Origin of the sequence: Thiorhodococcus drewsii AZ1, assembly GCF_000224065.1 — a bacterium.
Lineage (GTDB): Bacteria > Pseudomonadota > Gammaproteobacteria > Chromatiales > Chromatiaceae > Imhoffiella > Imhoffiella drewsii.
The window spans coordinates 229584-248449 of sequence record NZ_AFWT01000002.1 but is presented as its reverse complement, the minus strand read 5'-3'; the positions used below and the strand labels follow the sequence as shown (position 1 = coordinate 248449).

The 18866-nt window shown below is 61.5% G+C and carries 15 protein-coding genes; 7 read left to right on the top strand and 8 right to left on the bottom strand.

Annotated features, from left to right (window positions below; genetic code table 11):
* Position 1 precedes the first annotated feature (1 nt).
* On the top strand, positions 2–1876 hold the full coding sequence (locus THIDRDRAFT_RS02355; protein WP_007039188.1) for a potassium transporter Kup: 1875 nt from the start codon (positions 2–4) through the stop codon (positions 1874–1876).
* A 35-nt stretch (positions 1877–1911) separates the two neighbouring features.
* Here THIDRDRAFT_RS02355 and THIDRDRAFT_RS23510 read toward each other — a convergent pair whose 3' ends face one another.
* Positions 1912–4059: a ClcB-like voltage-gated chloride channel protein gene (locus THIDRDRAFT_RS23510; protein WP_007039187.1), complete on the bottom strand. Its 2148-nt coding sequence runs from the start codon at positions 4057–4059 to the stop codon at positions 1912–1914.
* Between the two features lie 187 nt (positions 4060–4246).
* Here THIDRDRAFT_RS23510 and THIDRDRAFT_RS02345 point away from each other — a divergent pair, with 187 nt between their 5' ends.
* Together THIDRDRAFT_RS02345 and THIDRDRAFT_RS02340 are read left to right on the top strand one after the other, a co-directional pair.
* The gene (locus tag THIDRDRAFT_RS02345) at positions 4247–5662 is read left to right on the top strand and encodes a cation:proton antiporter (protein WP_007039186.1); all 1416 of its coding nucleotides are present in this window, start codon (positions 4247–4249) and stop codon (positions 5660–5662) included.
* A 17-nt stretch (positions 5663–5679) separates the two neighbouring features.
* Positions 5680–8001 carry a mechanosensitive ion channel family protein gene (locus THIDRDRAFT_RS02340; protein ID WP_007039185.1) on the top strand — a complete coding sequence of 774 codons (2322 nt, stop codon included), beginning with the start codon at positions 5680–5682 and terminating at the stop codon, positions 7999–8001.
* 5 nt (positions 8002–8006) lie between these two features.
* On the opposite strand, the gene THIDRDRAFT_RS02335 is transcribed toward THIDRDRAFT_RS02340, so the two are convergent.
* The 3 genes from THIDRDRAFT_RS02335 to THIDRDRAFT_RS02325 all read right to left on the bottom strand — a co-directional run bounded on the left by THIDRDRAFT_RS02335 (position 8007) and on the right by THIDRDRAFT_RS02325 (position 10728).
* Positions 8007–8624 carry a DedA family protein gene (locus tag THIDRDRAFT_RS02335; protein ID WP_007039184.1) on the bottom strand — a complete coding sequence of 206 codons (618 nt, stop codon included), beginning with the start codon at positions 8622–8624 and terminating at the stop codon, positions 8007–8009.
* Positions 8625–8663: 39 nt separating this feature from the next.
* On the bottom strand, positions 8664–9938 hold the full coding sequence (locus tag THIDRDRAFT_RS02330) for a YfdX family protein (protein WP_007039183.1): 1275 nt from the start codon (positions 9936–9938) through the stop codon (positions 8664–8666).
* 286 nt (positions 9939–10224) lie between these two features.
* A complete protein-coding gene (locus THIDRDRAFT_RS02325) occupies positions 10225–10728 on the bottom strand; it encodes a GNAT family N-acetyltransferase (protein ID WP_007039182.1) in 504 nt (167 codons plus the stop codon).
* Between the two features lie 162 nt (positions 10729–10890).
* Between THIDRDRAFT_RS02325 and tnpA the strand changes: the two genes are divergently transcribed.
* Positions 10891–11322, top strand: a complete 432-nt coding sequence (gene tnpA, locus THIDRDRAFT_RS02320; RefSeq protein WP_007039181.1) for an IS200/IS605 family transposase — start codon at positions 10891–10893, stop codon at positions 11320–11322.
* A 67-nt stretch (positions 11323–11389) separates the two neighbouring features.
* On the opposite strand, the gene THIDRDRAFT_RS02315 is transcribed toward tnpA, so the two are convergent.
* The gene (locus THIDRDRAFT_RS02315) at positions 11390–11710 is read right to left on the bottom strand and encodes a hypothetical protein (protein WP_139058587.1); all 321 of its coding nucleotides are present in this window, start codon (positions 11708–11710) and stop codon (positions 11390–11392) included.
* A gap of 237 nt (positions 11711–11947) precedes the next feature.
* On the opposite strand from THIDRDRAFT_RS02315, the gene THIDRDRAFT_RS02310 reads away from it, so the two are divergent.
* The gene (locus THIDRDRAFT_RS02310; protein WP_007039179.1) at positions 11948–13279 is read left to right on the top strand and encodes an IS4 family transposase; all 1332 of its coding nucleotides are present in this window, start codon (positions 11948–11950) and stop codon (positions 13277–13279) included.
* Between the two features lie 21 nt (positions 13280–13300).
* Here the strand turns inward: THIDRDRAFT_RS02310 and THIDRDRAFT_RS02305 are convergent, their stop codons facing one another.
* The 3 genes from THIDRDRAFT_RS02305 to THIDRDRAFT_RS02295 all read right to left on the bottom strand — a co-directional run bounded on the left by THIDRDRAFT_RS02305 (position 13301) and on the right by THIDRDRAFT_RS02295 (position 15650).
* Positions 13301–13957, bottom strand: coding sequence for a hypothetical protein (locus THIDRDRAFT_RS02305; RefSeq protein ID WP_007039178.1), 657 nt, complete (start codon positions 13955–13957; stop codon positions 13301–13303).
* On the bottom strand, positions 13951–14415 hold the full coding sequence (locus tag THIDRDRAFT_RS02300) for a DUF4365 domain-containing protein (protein WP_139058586.1): 465 nt from the start codon (positions 14413–14415) through the stop codon (positions 13951–13953). The genes THIDRDRAFT_RS02305 and THIDRDRAFT_RS02300 overlap by 7 nt, the downstream gene beginning before the upstream one ends.
* Positions 14416–14439: 24 nt before the next feature.
* A protein-coding gene (locus tag THIDRDRAFT_RS02295; RefSeq protein ID WP_086009916.1) for an IS3 family transposase occupies positions 14440–15650 on the bottom strand; the annotation gives its coding sequence in 2 pieces (ribosomal slippage) (positions 14440–15368 and positions 15368–15650; 1212 coding nt in all).
* 639 nt (positions 15651–16289) lie between these two features.
* Between THIDRDRAFT_RS02295 and ltrA the strand changes: the two genes are divergently transcribed.
* Both ltrA and THIDRDRAFT_RS24350 read left to right on the top strand, forming a co-directional pair.
* On the top strand, positions 16290–17624 hold the full coding sequence (gene ltrA, locus THIDRDRAFT_RS02285) for a group II intron reverse transcriptase/maturase (RefSeq protein WP_007039174.1): 1335 nt from the start codon (positions 16290–16292) through the stop codon (positions 17622–17624).
* Positions 17625–17815: 191 nt separating this feature from the next.
* Positions 17816–18832: an acyltransferase family protein gene (locus THIDRDRAFT_RS24350; RefSeq protein WP_007039173.1), complete on the top strand. Its 1017-nt coding sequence runs from the start codon at positions 17816–17818 to the stop codon at positions 18830–18832.
* Positions 18833–18866 lie beyond the last annotated feature (34 nt).

The window sequence follows — 18866 nt, the reverse complement described above, 5'->3', positions numbered from 1 at the left end:
CATGTCGCTCAACGTCTCTCAGCGCGAACCGATCGGCTTCTCCCTCGTCATTGCCGCCCTGGGGGTGGTGTTCGGCGACATCGGCACCAGTCCGATCTACACCATGAATATCCTCTTCGGCGGCGCGGGTCTGTCGGTCGAGGTGGTCAACGTCCTCGGCGTGCTCTCGCTGATCTTTTGGTCGCTGGTGCTGGTCGTCGGCGTCAAGTACATGCTCTTCGTGCTATCGGCGGACAACGATGGGGACGGCGGTGTGATCGCGCTCGCCACCCTGCTGCGCCGTCGCAGCCACGGACGGGCACGCTCGCTGGCGCTGCTGCTGGGAGTGGTCGCCAGCGCCATGCTGATCGGTGACGGGCTCCTGACCCCGGCCATCTCGGTGTTGAGCGCGGTGCAGGGTCTGGAATTGGTCGCGCCGGAGCTGACCGACCTGGTGCCCGAGCTGACGGTGCTGGTGCTGATCGTCCTGTTTGCGATTCAGCACCGTGGCACGGCACGGGTCGGCACGCTCTTTGGCCCCGTGATGCTGGCCTGGTTTCTCGTCCTCGGCGGGACGGGGATCGTCTGGATCCTCAAGGTTCCCGGCGTGTTGGCCGCGCTGGATCCGCGTTACGCCGTCTGGTTCTTCCAGGACAACGGTTGGATCGGCTTTCTGACGCTCGGCACGGTGTTCCTGGTGGTGACGGGCTCGGAGGCGCTCTACGCAGATCTGGGCCACTTCGGCCGACGGCCTATCCAGATGAGTTGGCTGTTTCTGGTCTGGCCGGCCCTGATGCTGAATTATCTGGGGCAGGGCGCCCTGCTGTTAAGCGCGCCCGAGCATCCTGGCAACAGCTTCTTCGGGCTGGTGTCCGGGCCTTGGCTGATCGGTCTGATCGGCATCGCGACCCTGGCAACGGTCATCGCCTCGCAGGCGATCATCAGCGGACTCTTCTCGCTCTTCCGTCAGCTCGGCGAGCTGGACTATTACCCGCAGCTGCGCGTCAGCCACACCTCGGCGAGTCAGGCGGGGCAGATCTACATCGGCTCCATCAACTGGTTGCTGATGGCCGGCACCCTCCTGCTCGTGCTCGGTTTTCGCTCTGCGGACGGTCTGGCGAATGCCTACGGTTTGGCGATCGGCGGGGTTACGCTCATCACGTCCGTGCTCTTCTTGGGTGTCCAGCGCAAGATCAAGCGGCGCGGCTGGCTCGCCATCCTGTCGTTAGGCGTCGTCTTCCTGGGCGTCGATCTGGCCTTCCTCGTGGCGCTCTCGACCAAGCTGTTCTCCGGGGCGCAGATCATCGTCGTCATCAGCGGAGGGATGCTGCTGATCATGCTCACTTGGCGCTGGGGCCAGGACCGGCTGCGTTCGGGCCAGCAGCGGACCGCTCCCTTGCTGACCGACTTCGTTGCCAGCGAAGAGGCCCAATCGGCCGCCCGCTCGCCGGCAAGCGCCATCTTTCTCACCCGGACCGCACGCCACGTCCCGCAGAGTCTGCTGCACAACTTCCGCCACAATCAGATGCTGCACCGCGAGACCTATGTCCTGAAGGTCGAGATCGAGGACGCACCGCGCGTAAAGTTGGAGGACAAGCTGACGGTTGAGCGCCTTGGCTCCGGTTTCTTCGCGGCCGTGCTGCACCTGGGATACATGGAACGACCCCGCTTCGAGACCATCCTCGACCTGCTCTCGCAGAGCGCCTATCCGCCGTCCACTGAGCATCCGAGCCTCTTCCTCAGCCGTGCGCGTGTCGGTATCGCCAAGGTTGGCGCGGCGAGCCGCTGGCGGGCCAGGCTCTATGCCTTCATGCAGCGCAATACGCCCAGTCCGGCCTTCCTGCTCGGCGCGCCGCCGGAACGGCTGATCGAGATCGGGGTGCACTATGAACTGTGAGACGCGTCGTTCCGGGGGCGCTGTGCTTCACCCGGCTACGGATTTGGGCGTTCTCGCGGCAGCAGCGATTCGGCATACATAGGTCTGACCCCGCTGTAACGCCGGGAGGTGTAGTGGGCGACGATGATGGCGAGCATCAGGGGCAGGACGATCTGGTAGTCCATGGTCATCTCGAACACCATGAGAATGGACATCAAAGGGGCGTGTGTGGTGGCGGCCAGCATGGCGCCCATGCCGACCACCGCATAGGCGTTGGGCGGTGCCGTCCCTTCGGGCAGGACCAGCTGCACCAGCGTTCCGAAGAGGGCGCCGAGAAGGGCGCCGACGAAGAGCGTCGGGGTGAAGGCGCCGCCGACCGCGCCCGAGCCGTGGGTGGCCGCCGTGGCCAGCATCTTAAGGACCAGCACCGTGAGCAGTGCCTGCCAGATCCAGGGCGCGAGCAGTACGCTGTTGACCACGCTGTAGCCATTGCCCCAGACCTGGGGCTCGTAGACCGAGATGGCGCCGACGATGAGACCGCCGAGCCCCAGGCGTGCCGCGAGCGGCAGCGGCAGTCGCGCGAAGAGCTGGTGCGAGCGCTCCAGCAGGTTGAGGAAGACCGGCGCCACGTGGCCGGCGATCAGGCCCAGGACGAGATAGAGTCCCAGCTCCCAGTCGCTGACGATGTGGAAATTCGGGATGTCGTAGACCGGGGCGTAGCCCAGCAGGTCGTGGACGGTGATGTTGGCGATGACCGCAGCGATGATGAGCGGTCCGATGTGATCGATGGCGATGGATCCGAGCACGATCTCGGCGACGAAGATGGTCGCCGCGATGGGGGCGTTGTAGGCCGAGGCCAGTCCCGCCGCCGCGCCTGCGGCCACCAGCAGTCGCATGGAATCGCGCTCGAAACGTAACAGCCGGCCCAGGGTCGAGGCGACCATGGCCGAAAGTTGCACCATGGCGCCCTCGCGACCGATGGATCCGCCCGAGGCAACGGTGCAGAGTGACGAGGCGCCTTTGACCAGACTTTGCCGAATGCTGATCCGGCCGTCGCCCAGGACGATGGCCTCCATGTAGTCCGTGGTACGCAGGCCGCGCAGCCGCTGACCGATCTCCTGCAGCACCAGCCCGGCGGCCAGCCCACCGGCCGCCGGCAGCAGGAACCGCTCCCAGGGGGGCAAGGACATCGCCATCGCGACCAGGCTGCCGCTATAGCCGCTCAGCAGCCACTCCAGCCCGTGAATCCCCTCGCGAAAGACCACCGTGACCAAGGCGCCGAGGATTCCTGCCAGCGCCGCCAGCGGCAGCAGCAGGCGCGACTCCTGTCCGCTCGGGGACAGGAGTGTCAGTGCGCGCTTCGGCAACTTGGTCGCCGCTTCGAGCATCGCCCCGGGCACCGATCTCGGAGCGCGCCATGTGTCAGCGATGGTGCGACGGCGCTCCCAGCGAAACATCGCCGCCGTGACTAGGACGAGCACCAGGGGCACCAGCAGCCAACCGGGCGCGCGTGGGCCAGGGGCCAGGCGGCTCGGGCGCGCTTCGTCGAGCCCGGGTTGCGGGCTGGTCTCGTTCGCTCGCTCGGACTCGGTCGGCTGAGCGGCGCCCGAGTCCGAGCAAGAGCAGGGGCAGGGCGCCGAGGCCACGGAGGGCGCGGGCGGACACGCGCTCTCCGGTGTGCTTGCGGGCGACGGTGCGGCAGGGGCGGGCTTGACGTCTTCGGTCGGCGGCGGCGCTGCTGCCGGTGCTTCGTCGCCGAGGTTAGGCATTTCCGGGGGGCCGGCGAGGCAGGTCAGCCTTGTGCCCCGCGCCAGGTGCGCACGCCATGCTCGGTTCTGCTCCGCGACCTCCGCGCGTGCGCGCTCCGTATCCAGGGCGGTTATCTGATCCTCATCCGGGATTCGCAGCACGGCGCCCAGTCTCAAGGTACCGTTGACGTTGCAGGGCGTCGAGAAGGCCGTGGGATTGGCGTGCAGGAGCGCGAGCATGATCTGGTCGCGGTTGAGCGAACGGTCCGTCTCGATGCGCCCCGCGATCATCCACAGCGACTCGCCGGAACGCACCGGACCATACGACTGACCCGCGAAACCCGGTTCGGTCCCAGTCAGGAGGATGGCGGCGAGCAGCCATCCGAGATGCCCCGCCGGCCTCGGCAATCCGGTCCGGTCGGGATCGGTCCCGCCCTGATGTTCCACCTGGTCCATATTCACCAACCCCCGTTGGTTGCTGTCAGCAAAGTGCGCGGTCCGATGTCCGGCCGAGCCCGATTCAGGCCGGGCGCAAGTTGGCTCGATCCGTGCTGAATAACAGGCCAACGACCAGGCTCGCAAGCGGCGTTCGTGCCCGCGTCCGGAGGTCGGTCATTGTTAATCAACCTTAGGGGTACGCGTCATGCCTTCATCCTTGGCACACCCGATGATTCTGCATCCCTTTTCCAGCATCATGCTCGAACTGGCGCTGCTGATAACCATGGTCCTCGTCGCCCGCTGGCTCACCGATCGCTACCGACAACCGGCGGTGCTCGGCGAGCTGCTGATCGGCGTCCTGGTCGGCAACCTGGGCTACTGGGTCGGTCTGCCCTTCTTTAACTTTGTCATGAGCTATGGCGCGGCCAGCCCGGTGTTCGATCAGGTCTGGCAGAGCGGCGTTTCCGCCGCACAGGCGGCAGGGCAGGTCTTCGGCGCCGGGGAACTGGCCCCAGGCGGGCGCGGGCATGAGGTGCTGCAGTTGCTCACTGGGGACCATGCCCTGGCCAACGTGAACACCGGCATGAGCCTGTGGCTCTTCTCCAGCCTGGGCATCATCCTGCTGCTCTTCCACGTTGGGCTCAAGACCGGTGTGCGTCAGCTGCGCAGCGTCGGGGCAGACGCCGCACGGGTCGCCGTGGCCGGCGCGCTCGGGACCCTGGTGGTCGGGCTGCTGGTGATCTGGATACTGCCGGTCGATCTCTCCGGCGCCGGACGCTTCTTCATCGCCGCGACCCTGAGCGCGACCAGCATCGGGGTCGCTACCCGCATGCTCGAAGACATCGGCAAGGCCGACACCTCCGAGGGGCGGATGATCCTCGGCGCCTGCGTGCTCAATGATATGCTCGGGCTGGTGCTGCTCGCGCTCTCCATCGAGCTGGTCGTCAAGGGCCATCTGGACCTGCCCGCCGTCGCCTGGCTGCTGGCCTCCAGCGGAGCCTTCCTCGGTGCCATCGTGCTCTTCGGGGATCAGCTGGGCCGACCCTTCGCGCAGCAGCTCAACCGTATCCGTCCCACCGAGAACCGCTTTCTCGCGCCGCTCGCCTTCGCCTTCCTGCTCGGCTGGCTGTGCAGTTCGCTGGGTCTGAGCGGTACGGTCGGTGGCTTCGCGGCCGGGCTCATCCTGTCGGATGAATCCTTGCGCGACAAGACCAAGGAGATGCTGATGCCGCTGATCGCGGTCTTCACGCCCATCTTCTTCCTGCTGATCGGCATGCAGGTCAACCTGGCGGTCTTTCTGCAGTGGCATACCCTGCTGCTGACCGTTGCGCTGCTCCTGGCGGCGGTGCTCGGCAAGCTGCCGGCCGCGCTGTTGGCCGGACCCGAAGTCGACCGTGCCACGGTCGCGCTCGGGATGCTGCCGCGCGGCGAGGTCGCACTCATCTTCGTTGGGGTCGGGCGCGCGCTCGGCGTCATCGACGACCATGTCTTCGCCGCTCTGGTGGCGGTCATCATCCTGCTCGCCTTCGGCTCCGGTGTCGCGCTCAAGTGGGCCTTCGGACCCCGGTCAGCGCGCGCCGAGGCCCTGCTGGCTCGGCTGGGTCGGCGGGTGGCGCAATAGATAGGCTAGGTCTTGCAGTGACCTCGGGGACTCTGGGCCGGCGCCTGTCGCGTCTTCTGCTGCTGATCGTGCTGGGCTTGGTCGTCGGCCAGGCCTGGTCCGACCAGCCCTCGCTCGATGCCGCCAGCACGGAGGGTGCGCTGAGCCGCCTGACCGAGATCGGTCGGGCGCTTCAGCGAGGGACCCTGAGCGATGCGCGGCTCGCCACACTCACCGACGCGGCTACCGCCAATCAAAGCCAGGCGCAAGACTGCATCAGTGCGCAGGAGACACGGACGGCGACCATTGCCGCGCAGCTCAAGGCCCTGGGAACGGCGGTCGCCGGCGAGTCCGCGCAGGCGGCCGAGGCCCGTACTCAGCTCGCGCAGCAGCAGGCTCAGGCCACGGCGCTGCTCTCGGACTGCCGGCTGCTCGAGGTCAAAAGCAGCGATGCGCTCCAGGCCCTGGCGGCACGCCAGAAGGAACAGCTCACCGACCGTCTGCTGATGCGCGGTCCGGCAACACCGAGCCTGATCCAGGCGTGGATCGCGAACCCGCTGGCGCTAACCTCGCTGTTCGATCTCAAGGCGCTGGACGGACGGCTCGGCGTGGCAGACGCCCGCGTTCTCCTATGGTTGGGCGCGCTCGGACTGATCGGGCTGGCGCTCGGTCTGCTGCCCCGTCGTCGGATGCAGCGGGTCGTCCCGGTCGATCCGGAGCGCGACCTGGCGCGCGCGGTGTTGCAAGGCCTCTTTTTGAGCCTGGGTCGCTATCTGCCCGGCCTCTCTGCGGGGGCACTCTGGTCGCTCTATTGGCTGATCCGTGGTCAGGATCCGGCCGGTTGGCCGCTGCTCGCGGACGCGGCGGTCGCCTTGCTCGGCTACCAGTTGGCGCTCGTGGCGATTCGCACGGGCTTCAATCCGCCGCCGCCGGCAGGCCGCTATCTCCGCGTGCCAGCGGATCTGGCGCAGCGGTTCGCCCGTTCACTCTGGTGGCTGGCCTTGAGCGCGCTGATCGGCGCGTTGCTGCTGGCGACGCCGGTTGCGGAGGCGGCAAACGCCGATCTGCTTCTGGTCGTTCGCTCGCTCTGGGGCACGCTCTTCGTCGCCAACCTGATTTGGACCGTCTGGCTGATTCGGCGTCTGCGCGGCAAGGGCGGACTCGGGGTGGTCCGCTTCAGCATCGCGCTCGCGCTGCTCGGCGCCTTAGGCGCTGAATGGGCGGGCTATCGCAACCTGTCCGTTTTCATCGGCGAGGGCGTGGTGCTGACTCTGGTTTGCTTGCTGCTCGCCTGGTTGGTCGCGACGCTGGGCAACGACTTCATCGACAGTCTCGATGAGGGGCGGCATGCCTGGGAACGGCGGCTGCGGGTGCGGATGGGTGTCGGGCCGGACGCCTTCATCCCCGGACTCTTCTGGCTGCGCATCCTCTTCCATCTATTGATCTGGCTGGTGCTGGGTCTGGTCCTGCTGGAGGTCTGGGGGCTGCCGGACAGCGCTCAGTACGCACTGCTTCGCTGGGCGGAGGAGGGCGTGACTCTGGGGCAGGTCAACATCCAGCCGGCGCGTGTCCTGCTCGCTATCCTGGCGCTGGGTCTGCTGCTCTCGTTCGCCTCCTGGGCGCGGACGCGCCTGGATCGGCGATTGGCGAGCACACACCTGGAGCGCGGCGCCCGCGAGACGGCCGTGACCATGAGCGGCTACGGGCTCATGATCGCCGCCGGTCTGATCGCGCTCGCCATCGCCGGGGTCACCTTTCAGAACCTGGCGCTCATCGCCGGGGCGCTGTCGGTCGGCATCGGGTTCGGGCTGCAGAACATCGTCAACAACTTCGTGTCCGGGCTCATTTTGCTGTTCGAGCGCCCCATTCGCACCGGCGACTGGATCATCGTCAACGATATCGAGGGATATGTGCGGCGCATCAGTATTCGCTCGACCCAGATCCAGACCTTCGAACGCGCCGATGTCATCGTGCCCAACTCCGACCTCATCTCCAACAGCGTGACCAACCTGATGCTGCGCGACCGCTTCGGACGGCTGCGCGTACCGGTCGGGGTGGCCTATGGCTCCGACACCCTGCGCGTGAAGGAGACCCTGCTGGCGGTCGCCCGGGCGCATCCGCAGATCGTTCAGGGCAGCGCGTCCGTCGTCGATCCCTACGTGCTCTTCCTCTCCTTCGGCGACAGCGCGCTCAACTTCGAGCTACGCGCCTTCGTGTTCGATGTTGGCCAGCGTCTGACCGTACTGAGCGACCTGAATTTCGCCATCGACGCTGCCTTCCGCGAGGCCGGCATCGAGATTCCCTTTCCGCAGCGGGATCTGCATATCATTCGGCCTGGACCGCCGGCCGGTTCGGGCTAGCGGTATCACCGAATCTCCGAGGTGCGGTTCGGTCCGCGCGACAGCAGTCTCCAGATCACCAACGCCAGCACGATCAACGCGATGCTTGCCACCCAGGGGTTGAGCTGCAGGATGAGGCGATGGATCGCTCCGGGGTGCTGGTCGAAGGCATAGAGCCCGATGACCCAGGTGAGGACCCAGAGCGCGGTTCCGGCCAGGTCCGCGAGGAAGAACCGCCGCCAGGGCATGCTGGCGCTTCCGGCGACCAGGGCTTCTAGCTGACGGGTGCCGTCGAAGAAGCGACCGAAGACGAGGAGCCAGATCCCGAAGCGTCTGAAGAAGCGCTGGAGCCGACCGAGGCGGCGACGGTGCAGCCCACTGCGCAGCAAGATACGACGTCCGCCGTTGCGACCGATCCAGTAGCCGAGATTGTCTCCGGCGACGGCGGCCGGCCAGCAGGTGAGTAGCACGCCCACCAGACTGAGTTCGCCATGCGCCGCAAGGATCGCTGCGGCGGCCATGAGAATGCCGCCGGGGAGCGGAATGGCCGCGCCCTCAAGGGCGACGGCCACCCCCAAGATGGGATAGCCGTAAGCCTGTAGCCAGGGTGTCATGTGTGCCACTGTCGTCTCGAATACGCTCAAGGATGCGAGCTCCACGCGGTTTTGGTGGAAAGGATCGGGTCAGAGCTGATGAATCAGGTCTGCCAGGGCGTCCTCGGTCTGCTGGAATGCCTGCGCATTGTCCGCTGTGTCGTCGCCCTTTTTCACCGCCTGCTCAAGGGCGTTGACTTGGGCGATGACGTCCTTGACCTCGGCCTTGTCTGCGTCATCAACCAGCGGAAGCGCCGCGTTCAGGTAGCCGTTCGTCTCGGCCAGCTCCGCCTTGGCCGCGTCGTTGTCGTGCGAGTAGAGATGGTCGATGCGTGCGTCGGCGAGGTGTAGCTTGGCCTCGATCAACTCCTTCTTATCCTTCCGACCGGCCCGCATCCGCTGCCAGCCGGTGCTGATGTACTCGACCGAGCGCTCCGAAAGCGCCTTGGTTTCTTGCCAGGTCCGCTCCAGCTGACGCGTGATCGTGTCGTCTCCGTCGTCGATCATTCCGTGCAGCTCGCGGACCTCCGAGACCAGTCCGGCTGCCGCTTCGCGGGTGACCTGATCGGTGCTTTGCGCCGCCCGTTCAAGGTAGCTGACCGCGCGGCTCAGTTCGGCCTTGGCATAATCCATTCTGCCCAGTTCGCGGTCCTTCCAGGCGCGCCAGAGTGAGCTTTTCGCTTGCGTGAGGGGCGACTCGATACCCATCGAAACGAAGACCACATTGCCCTCGGCATCGGCCAGCGCCGCGTCCGCCGCCTTGGCATCCTGCTTGGCGATGTCGGCCTCGGCTTGAGCGATGAGATGCCGGGTGCTGTTGAGCGGCAGATCGGCCTCGACGTAAAGCAGGGCGGCGTCGACCGCCTGCAATTGCTCGGTGGCCGCAGACTTGTCGCCATTCTGCAGGGCTTGCTGGACTCGATCCAGATGCGCCTTCGCCTTTTCGGTGGGCATGGCGTCGACCAGCTCATCGAGCGAGGCGTAAATGGGGATCAGATCGGGGAGAACCGCTTCGCTGTCTTCGTACTCCAGGTGCTTCTTGGCGATCCAAACCCTGTCCTTGATGACGGCAGTCGGCAGCATCTGCTGGATCTCATCCAGGGTCTGTCTGGCCTGATCGAGCTGCGACTTGGCCTTGACCAGATCGGGCGCGTCGCCGTGCAGCTCGCCCCGCGCATCGGCGATGTTGCGCAGAACCTTGACCGCTGCAGCGGAGAGGCGGGATGCGTTCTGGGCCGTGAGCGGGCGTGACTCGGTGTCGCTGGACGTCATGCTCGCTGTATCGTCCGCGAACGCCGGGCTCGCGGTCCCGAGGGCGATCAAAATGGCTGCCGCGACCGGAGCGGTCGAGAAATGTCTGGACATGGGTGGCCTCCTATCAATGCGTTTGCGTGCTCAGTGATGATCCGAGTCGAACCCACGGTGGACAGCATCCTTGGGTGGCGACTCGGACTCGGAGTGACAGTTCGCATTGAGTGACGCATTGACCGTGCCGAAAACGGGATGGCTGATACGTCAGTCACTGACAGAGGCAGAACAGAGGAGGGCACGCCTATCTGGTTGCTGTCGACCAGCCTGGCTTGGTTGTTAGGAGCCAAGTGCGGGGCTGCTGCGACAGGTCATCGTCTGATGACGAGTCCGTGAGGAGCGATCAGGCGTTCGGCGGGTCCTCGGCCAGCCATTTGTACATCACCAGCGCATCGATCAGGCCCTTGGCCGGATGATCGAACGCTCTGGGCAGGCGCCCGACGGTTTCGAATCCGAGCCGAGTCCAGAGCCGGATCGCCCCCAGATTGCTGGACGCGACGAAGTTGAACTGCATGGCCTTGTAGCCCAGATCGCGCGCGATCGCCTGGGAATGCTCGCACATCGTCGTCGCCAGTCCCTGTCCGCGAGCGGTCGACGCGACCATGTAGCCGCAATTGCAGACATGGCTGCCGGGGCCGGCCTGATTCGTTTTGATGTAATAGGTGCCGGCAATCCCGTCGTGCGTTTCGGCGACGAAGGTCTTGCGGGGCAGTTGCATCCACAGTCTCTCCGCCTCCTCCTTCGAGATCTCACGCGGATAGGCATAGGTTTCACCGGCCGAGGCAATCTCCTGGAAAATCGGCCAGATCGCATCGAAATCGGTGGTGGTCGCTTCGCGAATCTGCATTGTCTCGATCAATGTGCTTCGGGTTTTGGGGTTCTAATCATTTAATCAGTTGAGAAATCCCCCGTCTTTGCCGGGGAGACCGTAGAAGTTTGACATTTACAAGAGTCCATCGGGGACACTCCCTAGCGTGAGCCGCCAAGCACACGTTTGAGGAGAGTCCCGATGGACGACTTTGACAGCCTAAGCCTCTCCCGGTGGGAGTGTAAATATCACATTGTTTTCATTCCGAAGTGTCGCCGAAAGGTGTTGTACGGACAGCTGCGCCGACATCTCGGAGAAGTGTTCCATAAACTTGCGAGCCACAAGGAATGCCGAATCGAAGAAGGGCATCTGCTGCCAGACCACGTTCACATGCTGATTTCGATTCCGCCGAAATATGCCGTCTCCGCAGTGGTCGGCTACATCAAGGGCAAGAGTGCGATTCACTTGGCACGGGTCTACGGCGAACGGCAACGCAACTATCGGGGTCAGCATTTCTGGGCACGTGGCTATTTCGCATCGACGGTGGGCCGAGATGAAGCCCTAATCCGAGCGTACATTCAGCACCAAGAGGTTGAGGATCAACGATTAGAGCAGCTGAATCTGTGGCGCTGACCTGCCGCCTTTAGGCGGCCCAAACACCGTGGGGCCGCGTTAGCGACCCTTTGCCGCTTTGAGCGGCTCACGAATTTAAAGCCCCCGGCTCTGCCGGGGGATGGTTACTATTAAAAAATGCATCGTCATGCGAAATTCCACCCCTCATCCAAATGTTGTTTTTTGCAAGCCCGTATTGAATCTCACGGACGGCGATACAAAGATCTCGTAGCCTCTGTAACTTCTCCTTGCGGTTGCTCCCAGAGTTGATTGAAAGGATTACAGAATCGCTGATTACGATGGAGCCGATCTCGACAGCATCATTTGATGCTTTGAGCTTCTTGATACTGTCCCGCACCAAAGCGAAGTACTCCGATATCTCCTTGATGCTTTTAGGGGTTTTGCTCATCACGAGTTTCTCGAAGCCTAGAACGTCGAGAAAGGCTACGTAGTGAGGTGAATAGTTGATGGCTGGATCGTTTTTCATAATTCAAACGGCCACTATTTTTTGCCTAACGTGGAGTTGAGGTGGCTGCGCGACTTTTCGCGCAGGTCGCCTCGAACGCAGGGTTATGCACATCCCATTACACAGAACTCTGAGTGTACGATAGCGAACTATTTTTTCTGAGACATGTTGGAGCACACGATGGGCTGGGCGTCGGAAGAATTGGCCTCGATTGATCTGGGCGACACGCGCCGCAACCGGCGCGCGATTCAGTTGATCGAGCGCTTGGCTGAGCATCCGACGGCGAGTATTCCGGGGGCCTGCAACGGCTGGTCGGAGACGCAGGCGGGCTATCGGTTTCTCGGCAGTGAAACCTACGACTGGCTCGACATCCTTGAGCCGCATCGTCAGTGCACGCAGACGCGCATGGCGGCCCATCCGGTGGTGCTGTGTCTGCAGGACACCACGGAGCTGGACTTCAACGGCCAGACGATCAAAGGACTTGGTCCCTTGAGCTACGAGGCCCAGCGCGGGATGTATCTGCACCCAACCTACGCGGTGACGCCCGAGCGCGAACCGTTGGGTGTGCTGGATGCCTGGATGTGGGCGCGCGAGCCGAAAGACGCCGACGGCCAGCGTCCGGGAGCCCCCGAGAGTCTGCGCTGGAAAGAGGGCTATGAACGGGTCGCGGACCTGGCCGGAGAGTTGCCCGACACCCGCCTGGTCTATGTGGCGGATCGTGAGGCCGACATGCTGGAGCTGATGGTGCGCGCCCGTGATTTGGGCACCCCGGCCGATTGGCTGTTGCGCGCTAAGCATAACCGCGCGTTGCCCGGTGGCGAGGGCAAGAAGCTGTGGGGAAGTGTGCTGGAGAGCGAACCACTCGGGGAGGTGCGCTTCAACCTGCCGCCAGGACGCGGGCGCACCGCCCGAACGGTGCGTCAGGAACTCTATGCCCAGCGGGTGAGCCTTTCGGATCGGCGCCAAGGTTTCCTTGAGGTCACCTGTGTGATTGCCCGTGAAGCGGACGCCCCCAAAGGAGTCAAACCGATTGAATGGCGTCTGTTGACCAACCGCAGCGCCGAGACGCTTGAGGCCGCTGTCGAACTGATCGAATGGTATCGGGCGCGCTGGGAAATCGAGCTGCTGTTCTTGGTCCTCAAGGAAGCCTGTCGTGTCGAGGCCCTGCAACTGGGCACTGTCGAGCGCCTGCAGCGCGCCTTCGCGCTGTTTCTGGTGGTGGGATGGCGCATCGCCCGACTGATGCGACTGGGACGCACCGTGCCAGACCTGGATGCCTCGCTGCTGCTCGAACCTGAGGAGTGGCAAGCGGCCTACATTCTGGCCAAGAAGCCCGTGCCCAAGCAGTCTCCGCGACTCAACGAGGTGTTGCGCTTGATCGCCCGCCAGGGCGGATTTCTCGGACGCAAGGGCGATGGCGAGCCTGGTGTGAAGAGCATTTGGCTCGGACTGCAGCGCATCAGAGACGTGGCAGCCGGGATCAAATACGCCAAAGAATCTCATGACTTATGAAGATGTGTGTAATGAGATGGGTTATGCATCATCGGCCTCCGTAGGAACTCGAAGCCCGAGACAGCGAATTACATCGAACGAAATTCTCTTGTTTTCGTCAATGGACATGGATAGCCACTCAGTCATCTCGTTGAGTCCAGGCCAGTGACGCATGATGAATTCCCCGACCTTGTCTGTATCGAAGATTACCTTCCGAGTCACCTCCCTGGTAGAGCGCCCGTCGGGCCAACTAACGCGGGTCTGACACAGGGCTAACGTCTTAAGGGCGTGAGTGGGTTCTTCTGTTCGCGAGAAGAATAACAACTCAGGTAGCGCAGCACATAGCAATGGAACGTAGTTACGCACTTCGTCTATCACAAATAGCTCGTGAGCATCGTTTTCGTAGCCGTGAAAACTTATCTCGACCTTACCTTGGCACTGATAGGCCAACTCCTTTGTTATCCGAAGGCGGTCGAAGAATTCCCTTGGACGGGTCACATCAAGCGCCTTTACTTCGGGACGATCAATAATGAAGTGGATGTATGACGACTCGACCATTAGGTTGTTGATCGCCCAGTACGCTTGAAGGTCTGAAAGGCTATCTTGAAGGGGAGGAAGCATCTCCTCAATTGCACCTTTCGCCTCGTGAAGCTTGTTTCCGAAGGGAATAGTCATCTTCCATGCAGCTTCAGTTAGCATTCTTCAGATTCGGGATGGCAGATAACGATAAGAAACGGAACTGGGTAATTCGACAGATAGTTGAAGTGCTTGAGTTCGCCGCGGTAGACGTAACCCCAACGGTTTTTCTCTTGAAAGAATGACTTTCCATACTTGATTTGCACGGCAAGCATCTGACCAGTAACGGAGCCGCTGGGCGTAATTACTTCGATTTGCCCGTCAACGCCGAAGTCATGCTCTTGATGGTTTCGCTTGAAGAGCCAACCGAGAGTTTCATTGACTATTCGAGAGACTACGTTGACCCCGCGCTCGCCCATCTGCGCAGATCGGTGAAATTGAGGATAGCCGCTAGTCATGATGCATAACGTGAAGCCTAAGCCGGGCTGTACTGCGCCCAAGAAGACCTGGAATACAACACGTTGATCTCGATGGCGCAGTACAGGCTCGGCTTCAGGCGTTTGTGGTAAAGTGGACCCCATGTCCAGGACAGTTTTCCCCCGAATTTAAGTTGTACTGGCCACCTCAATCGCAGCGGTTTGGCGCTGCCCCAGTGTTGTCTCGCCGAAGCGATCGACGATCTTGGCCCCACCCCCGTTTCCCGATCGGTAGACCGCATCAGGCGTGAGGTACCCCAGGGATTGGTGGGGGCGCTCTCCGTTGTAGAAGGCGAAATACTCAGTCAACCCCAGGAGCAGCTCGGGCAAGCTGGCGTAGCCTTTGAGGTAAATATCCTCGTACTTGACGCTGCGCCACAGGCGCTCGACGAAGATGTTGTCCAATGCCCGCCCGCGTCCATCCATGCTGATGGCGATCCCTTCGCGCAGGAGCACTCCCGTGAACACCGCGCTGGTGAACTGTGACCCTTGGTCGGTATTGAAGATCTCGGGGCGCCCGTGCGTGCGTAGCGCCTCTTGCAGACAGTCCACGCAGAACCCTGCCTCCAGGGTGTTGGACAGGCGCCAGGCCAACACCCGGCGCGCGTACCAGTCAATGACGGCCACCAGGTACGCAAAGCCATGCGCCAGGCGGACATAGGTGATGTCGGTGCTCCATACCTGGTTCGGGCGCGTAACCTCGACCCCGCGCAGCAAATAGGGATAGACCGGGTGCTCGGTGTGCGGTTGGCTGGTGTTGGGTCCCGGCGCCATGCCCGCCAAGCCCAGAATCCCCATCAATCGCTGCACGCGCTTGCGGTTGACCACATGGCCTTGCGCCTTGAGAAAGACCACCATGCGCCGGCTGCCGTAGAACGGGTGACGGGTGTACTCCGCATCAATCAACCCCAAGAGCATCTGGTCGAACTCGCTGACGACCTCCTTTGTTGAGCGGGTATAGACCCCGGAGCGCGCGACACCGGCCAAGGCACATTGGCGGATCACCGCCACCTCACCCGCACGCTCGATCCATCCGCGACGGGTGCTCACAGGCTCAACCCGGACTTTTTTTTCAACCAGTCCAGTTCCATCTTCAGGCGCCCGATCTCGCTGTAGAGGCGCTCCGGCGCACTCTGATCATCCGCAGGTTTGCGCCCCCGTTTGGTCTCGAACAGCGTGCCGGCGTGCTCCAAGATCTCCTTCTTCCATTGCCCAACTTGAACCGGGTGCACACCGTGCTCCTGGCCAATCTCGTTGACGGTTTTCACCCCACGGATGGCCTCCAAGGCCACTTTGGCTTTGAACGCGGCGGCGTAGGTTTTGCGCTTTGCTTCACCCATTGTGATCAACCCTTTCGTGCCGGCCTGACAACTTAAATGACTGTCCGATTTTTAGGGTCCACTTTAGTGGTACGCCCGGCATGGGCATGAACTGATGGGGTGCGAGTCCCCTGTAGGAGGATCACCGTCTGGTCTCTGATCAGGCGAAAACTACTAGCGAAGGGCAAGGGCCGAGCCGCGAGGCGAGGTCTGAAGGAAGCCTGGAGCAAATCTGCGAGCCTACGAACAGAAACGTCATAGAAGGCCGAGCCCGGGGGCGAGCTAGCCACAGATAGCGAAGCCCGGTGATCCGACGTGGGTACGGTAAATGGCGAGGTTGTGCAGAGAAAGTTCATGTCCTTATCCGGGGAGATCTGTCTTGCGAGCGGTCCGTGTGGCTATGGGAGTCGAACTGAGGCCCAGTCCGAAAGGGTTGGAATTGCCATCGAACCCTACGGGTGCTGTGGTCGCCAGGGGAGCCGGACTGAGGGCCAGCGCGAAAGCGCTGGAATCACCACCGGACCTTACCGTGACTCGGACAGCGCGTCGGGCGGCAACGCGCGGCGTGACGGGACAGAAGTCAGCCGAGGCCATAGTAGCCGTGCAACCGTGGAGCGGGCGCGTGGCGAAGGGCCGAACATGAGAAGTCAAGGCGGAGCCGTGGATCGCTTGCCCCTGTCGACGAACCCGCTCGGGGGAGACATGGGACGGCGCGATGCCACGCAGCCAGCCTTGCACGACGACCTGATGGAGCGGGTGCTGGAGAGCGAGAACATGCGACGGGCATGGATGCGCGTGAAGGCCAACAAAGGTGCGCCCGGTATGGATGGGATGCGCATCGAGGACTTTCCCGAGTTCGCACGTTCGAGCCTGCCAGCGATCCGCCAAGCCCTGCGCGAGGGCAGCTACCGGCCACAGCCGGTCAGACGGGTGACGATTCCCAAGCCGAACGGTGGCGAGCGTCGGCTCGGCATCCCGACGGTGATGGATCGCGTTATCCAACAAGCCATCGCGCAAGTTCTGGGGCCGATCTTCGATCCAGAGTTCTCGGATGCGAGCTTCGGCTTCCGACCAGGGCGCTCCGCCCACGGAGCATTGAGGCGGGTACAAACCTACATTGGCGAGGGCTACTGCATCGCGGTTGACCTGGACCTGGCGAAGTTCTTCGACACGGTCCGGCACGACGTCCTGATGGCCCGCGTGGGTCGGAAGGTGCGCGACAAGCGGCTGCTGGCGCTGATTGGTGCGTATCTGCGGGCGGGTGTCTTGGTTGGGGAAACCATCGAAGCAACGGAGATCGGCACGCCGCAAGGCGGGCCACTGTCGCCGTTGCTGGCCAATATCCTCTTGGATGACCTCGACAAGGAACTGGAGCGACGGGGGCATCGGTTCGTCCGCTACGCGGACGACCTGCTGATCCTCGTCCGAAGCCACCGTGCGGGCGAGCGGGTCATGGCGAGCGTGTCTCGCTACCTGACTGGCACGCTCAAGCTGGTGGTCAATGAGCAGAAGAGCCGCGTGGTCAAGACCGACGACGGCGTGTTCCTGGGATTCACCTTCCGGGGCAAGAAACTGCGCTGGTCCGAGCGCGCCTACCAGGACTTCCGCCACCGGCTGCGTAAGCTGACCGGACGGAGTTGGGGCGTGTCCATGGACTACCGGCTCAAGAAGCTCGCCGAATACGTCCGTGGTTGGATGGGCTACTTCGGCATCTCGGACTATTACCGGCCGATCCCCGAGCTGGACCACTGGCTGCGGCGACGCATCCGCATGTGCTACTGGAAACAGTGGCGCGGGGTGCGCAATCGCATTCGCCAGCTGAGGGCTCTGGGGACACGGATACGGACCGCGATCTGGACGGGCATGAGCTCCAAGAGCTACTGGCATCTGTCCCGGTCGCTGGGCACGCAAACCGGGATGACCAATGACTGGCTGAAAGACCAGGGCTTGATCAGCATTCGCGATCAGTGGATGAAAGCGCATGGCTATGCCTGAAGTCCTCGTGTGCTTCCTTCTCGTGAACCGCCTAGTGCGGACCCGCATGCTAGGTGGTGTGGGGAGGGCGGGCTAAATACCCGCCCTTACCCGATTATGCTTTTGAGCCGAAACCGAGATGTAGTAAAATGTAAGCTAATTCAGTAAGTCAATTTGCGTTAAACCTACCGATTATTGTTTCGAGAATCGCAATGAGTAAGCTTGACCCTGAAATCAGCCAAAGAATCAACATATTACGTTACATTATGATCTTTGGGATTATTGTTCTTCACGCGCCGCCATATATACCTCTTACAGAAACTGGAGCATCTGCTTTTGATTTTCTTAAAGCAACGTTCCAACATGCTATTTTTCGGACATCCGTTCCTGTTCTTACCTTTATTTCCGGATATCTATTATTTAGCGCGAATCTTGACTTGAGATATAGCGCTCTTCTGTCCAAAAAAACAAGAACGATACTTGTTCCACTTGTCTTATTTAATTTGCCTATCGCATTAATTGTTTATACCGTACAAGCATATCAGCTCCTAGATCATGATTTTTCGCAAAAACTATATCCCTTCAACTTTTTTGTCTGGTTAGATGCAATAATTGGATTATTTGGAAGCCCAATAAATTACCCGCTGAATTTCTTAAGAGACTTATATGTAATATCAATACTTGCGCCTATTTTTGGATTATTGATTAGAAAACTTGCTTGGACGGGGCTTCTAATTACGTTATTAATATTCTGGTTTAATTTTGATGGCAACATTGTTCTTAGAAATACTATGCCTATTTTGTTTTATGTTGGCGGAATGGCAGCTATTCTTGAGTGGGATATGAGAAAGCTGGATAAATATGCCTTAATGCTTTTTGTAATGTTCTTGCTATTTTGCTTCGCTATTGTTGCTTTTCAAATAGAAAACAGAAACTACCTCAGGCTTGTTTCGCCTATTCTGATTTGGCCAGCGTGTTCGCTGATTGTTAACACCAAGTTTGGCGTCTGGATTGCTGGATTAGCTAAATACAGTTTTCTGACCTTCTTGGCGCAAGGGCCAATGCTGCTTACGCTATGGATTATTTATCAAAAAATTGTTCCTGATGTGCCCTACTGGGCATATTGGTTTTCGGCTCCCTTAATTATTGCTTTGATGATGGTTCCTGTCTATTTATATGGTTATCGTAAGTTCCCAAAAACAATGAAATTTATGCTTGGAGGGCGTTGAAGCAATAAAGCCTTGATCATAAGTCCGTGTCAAG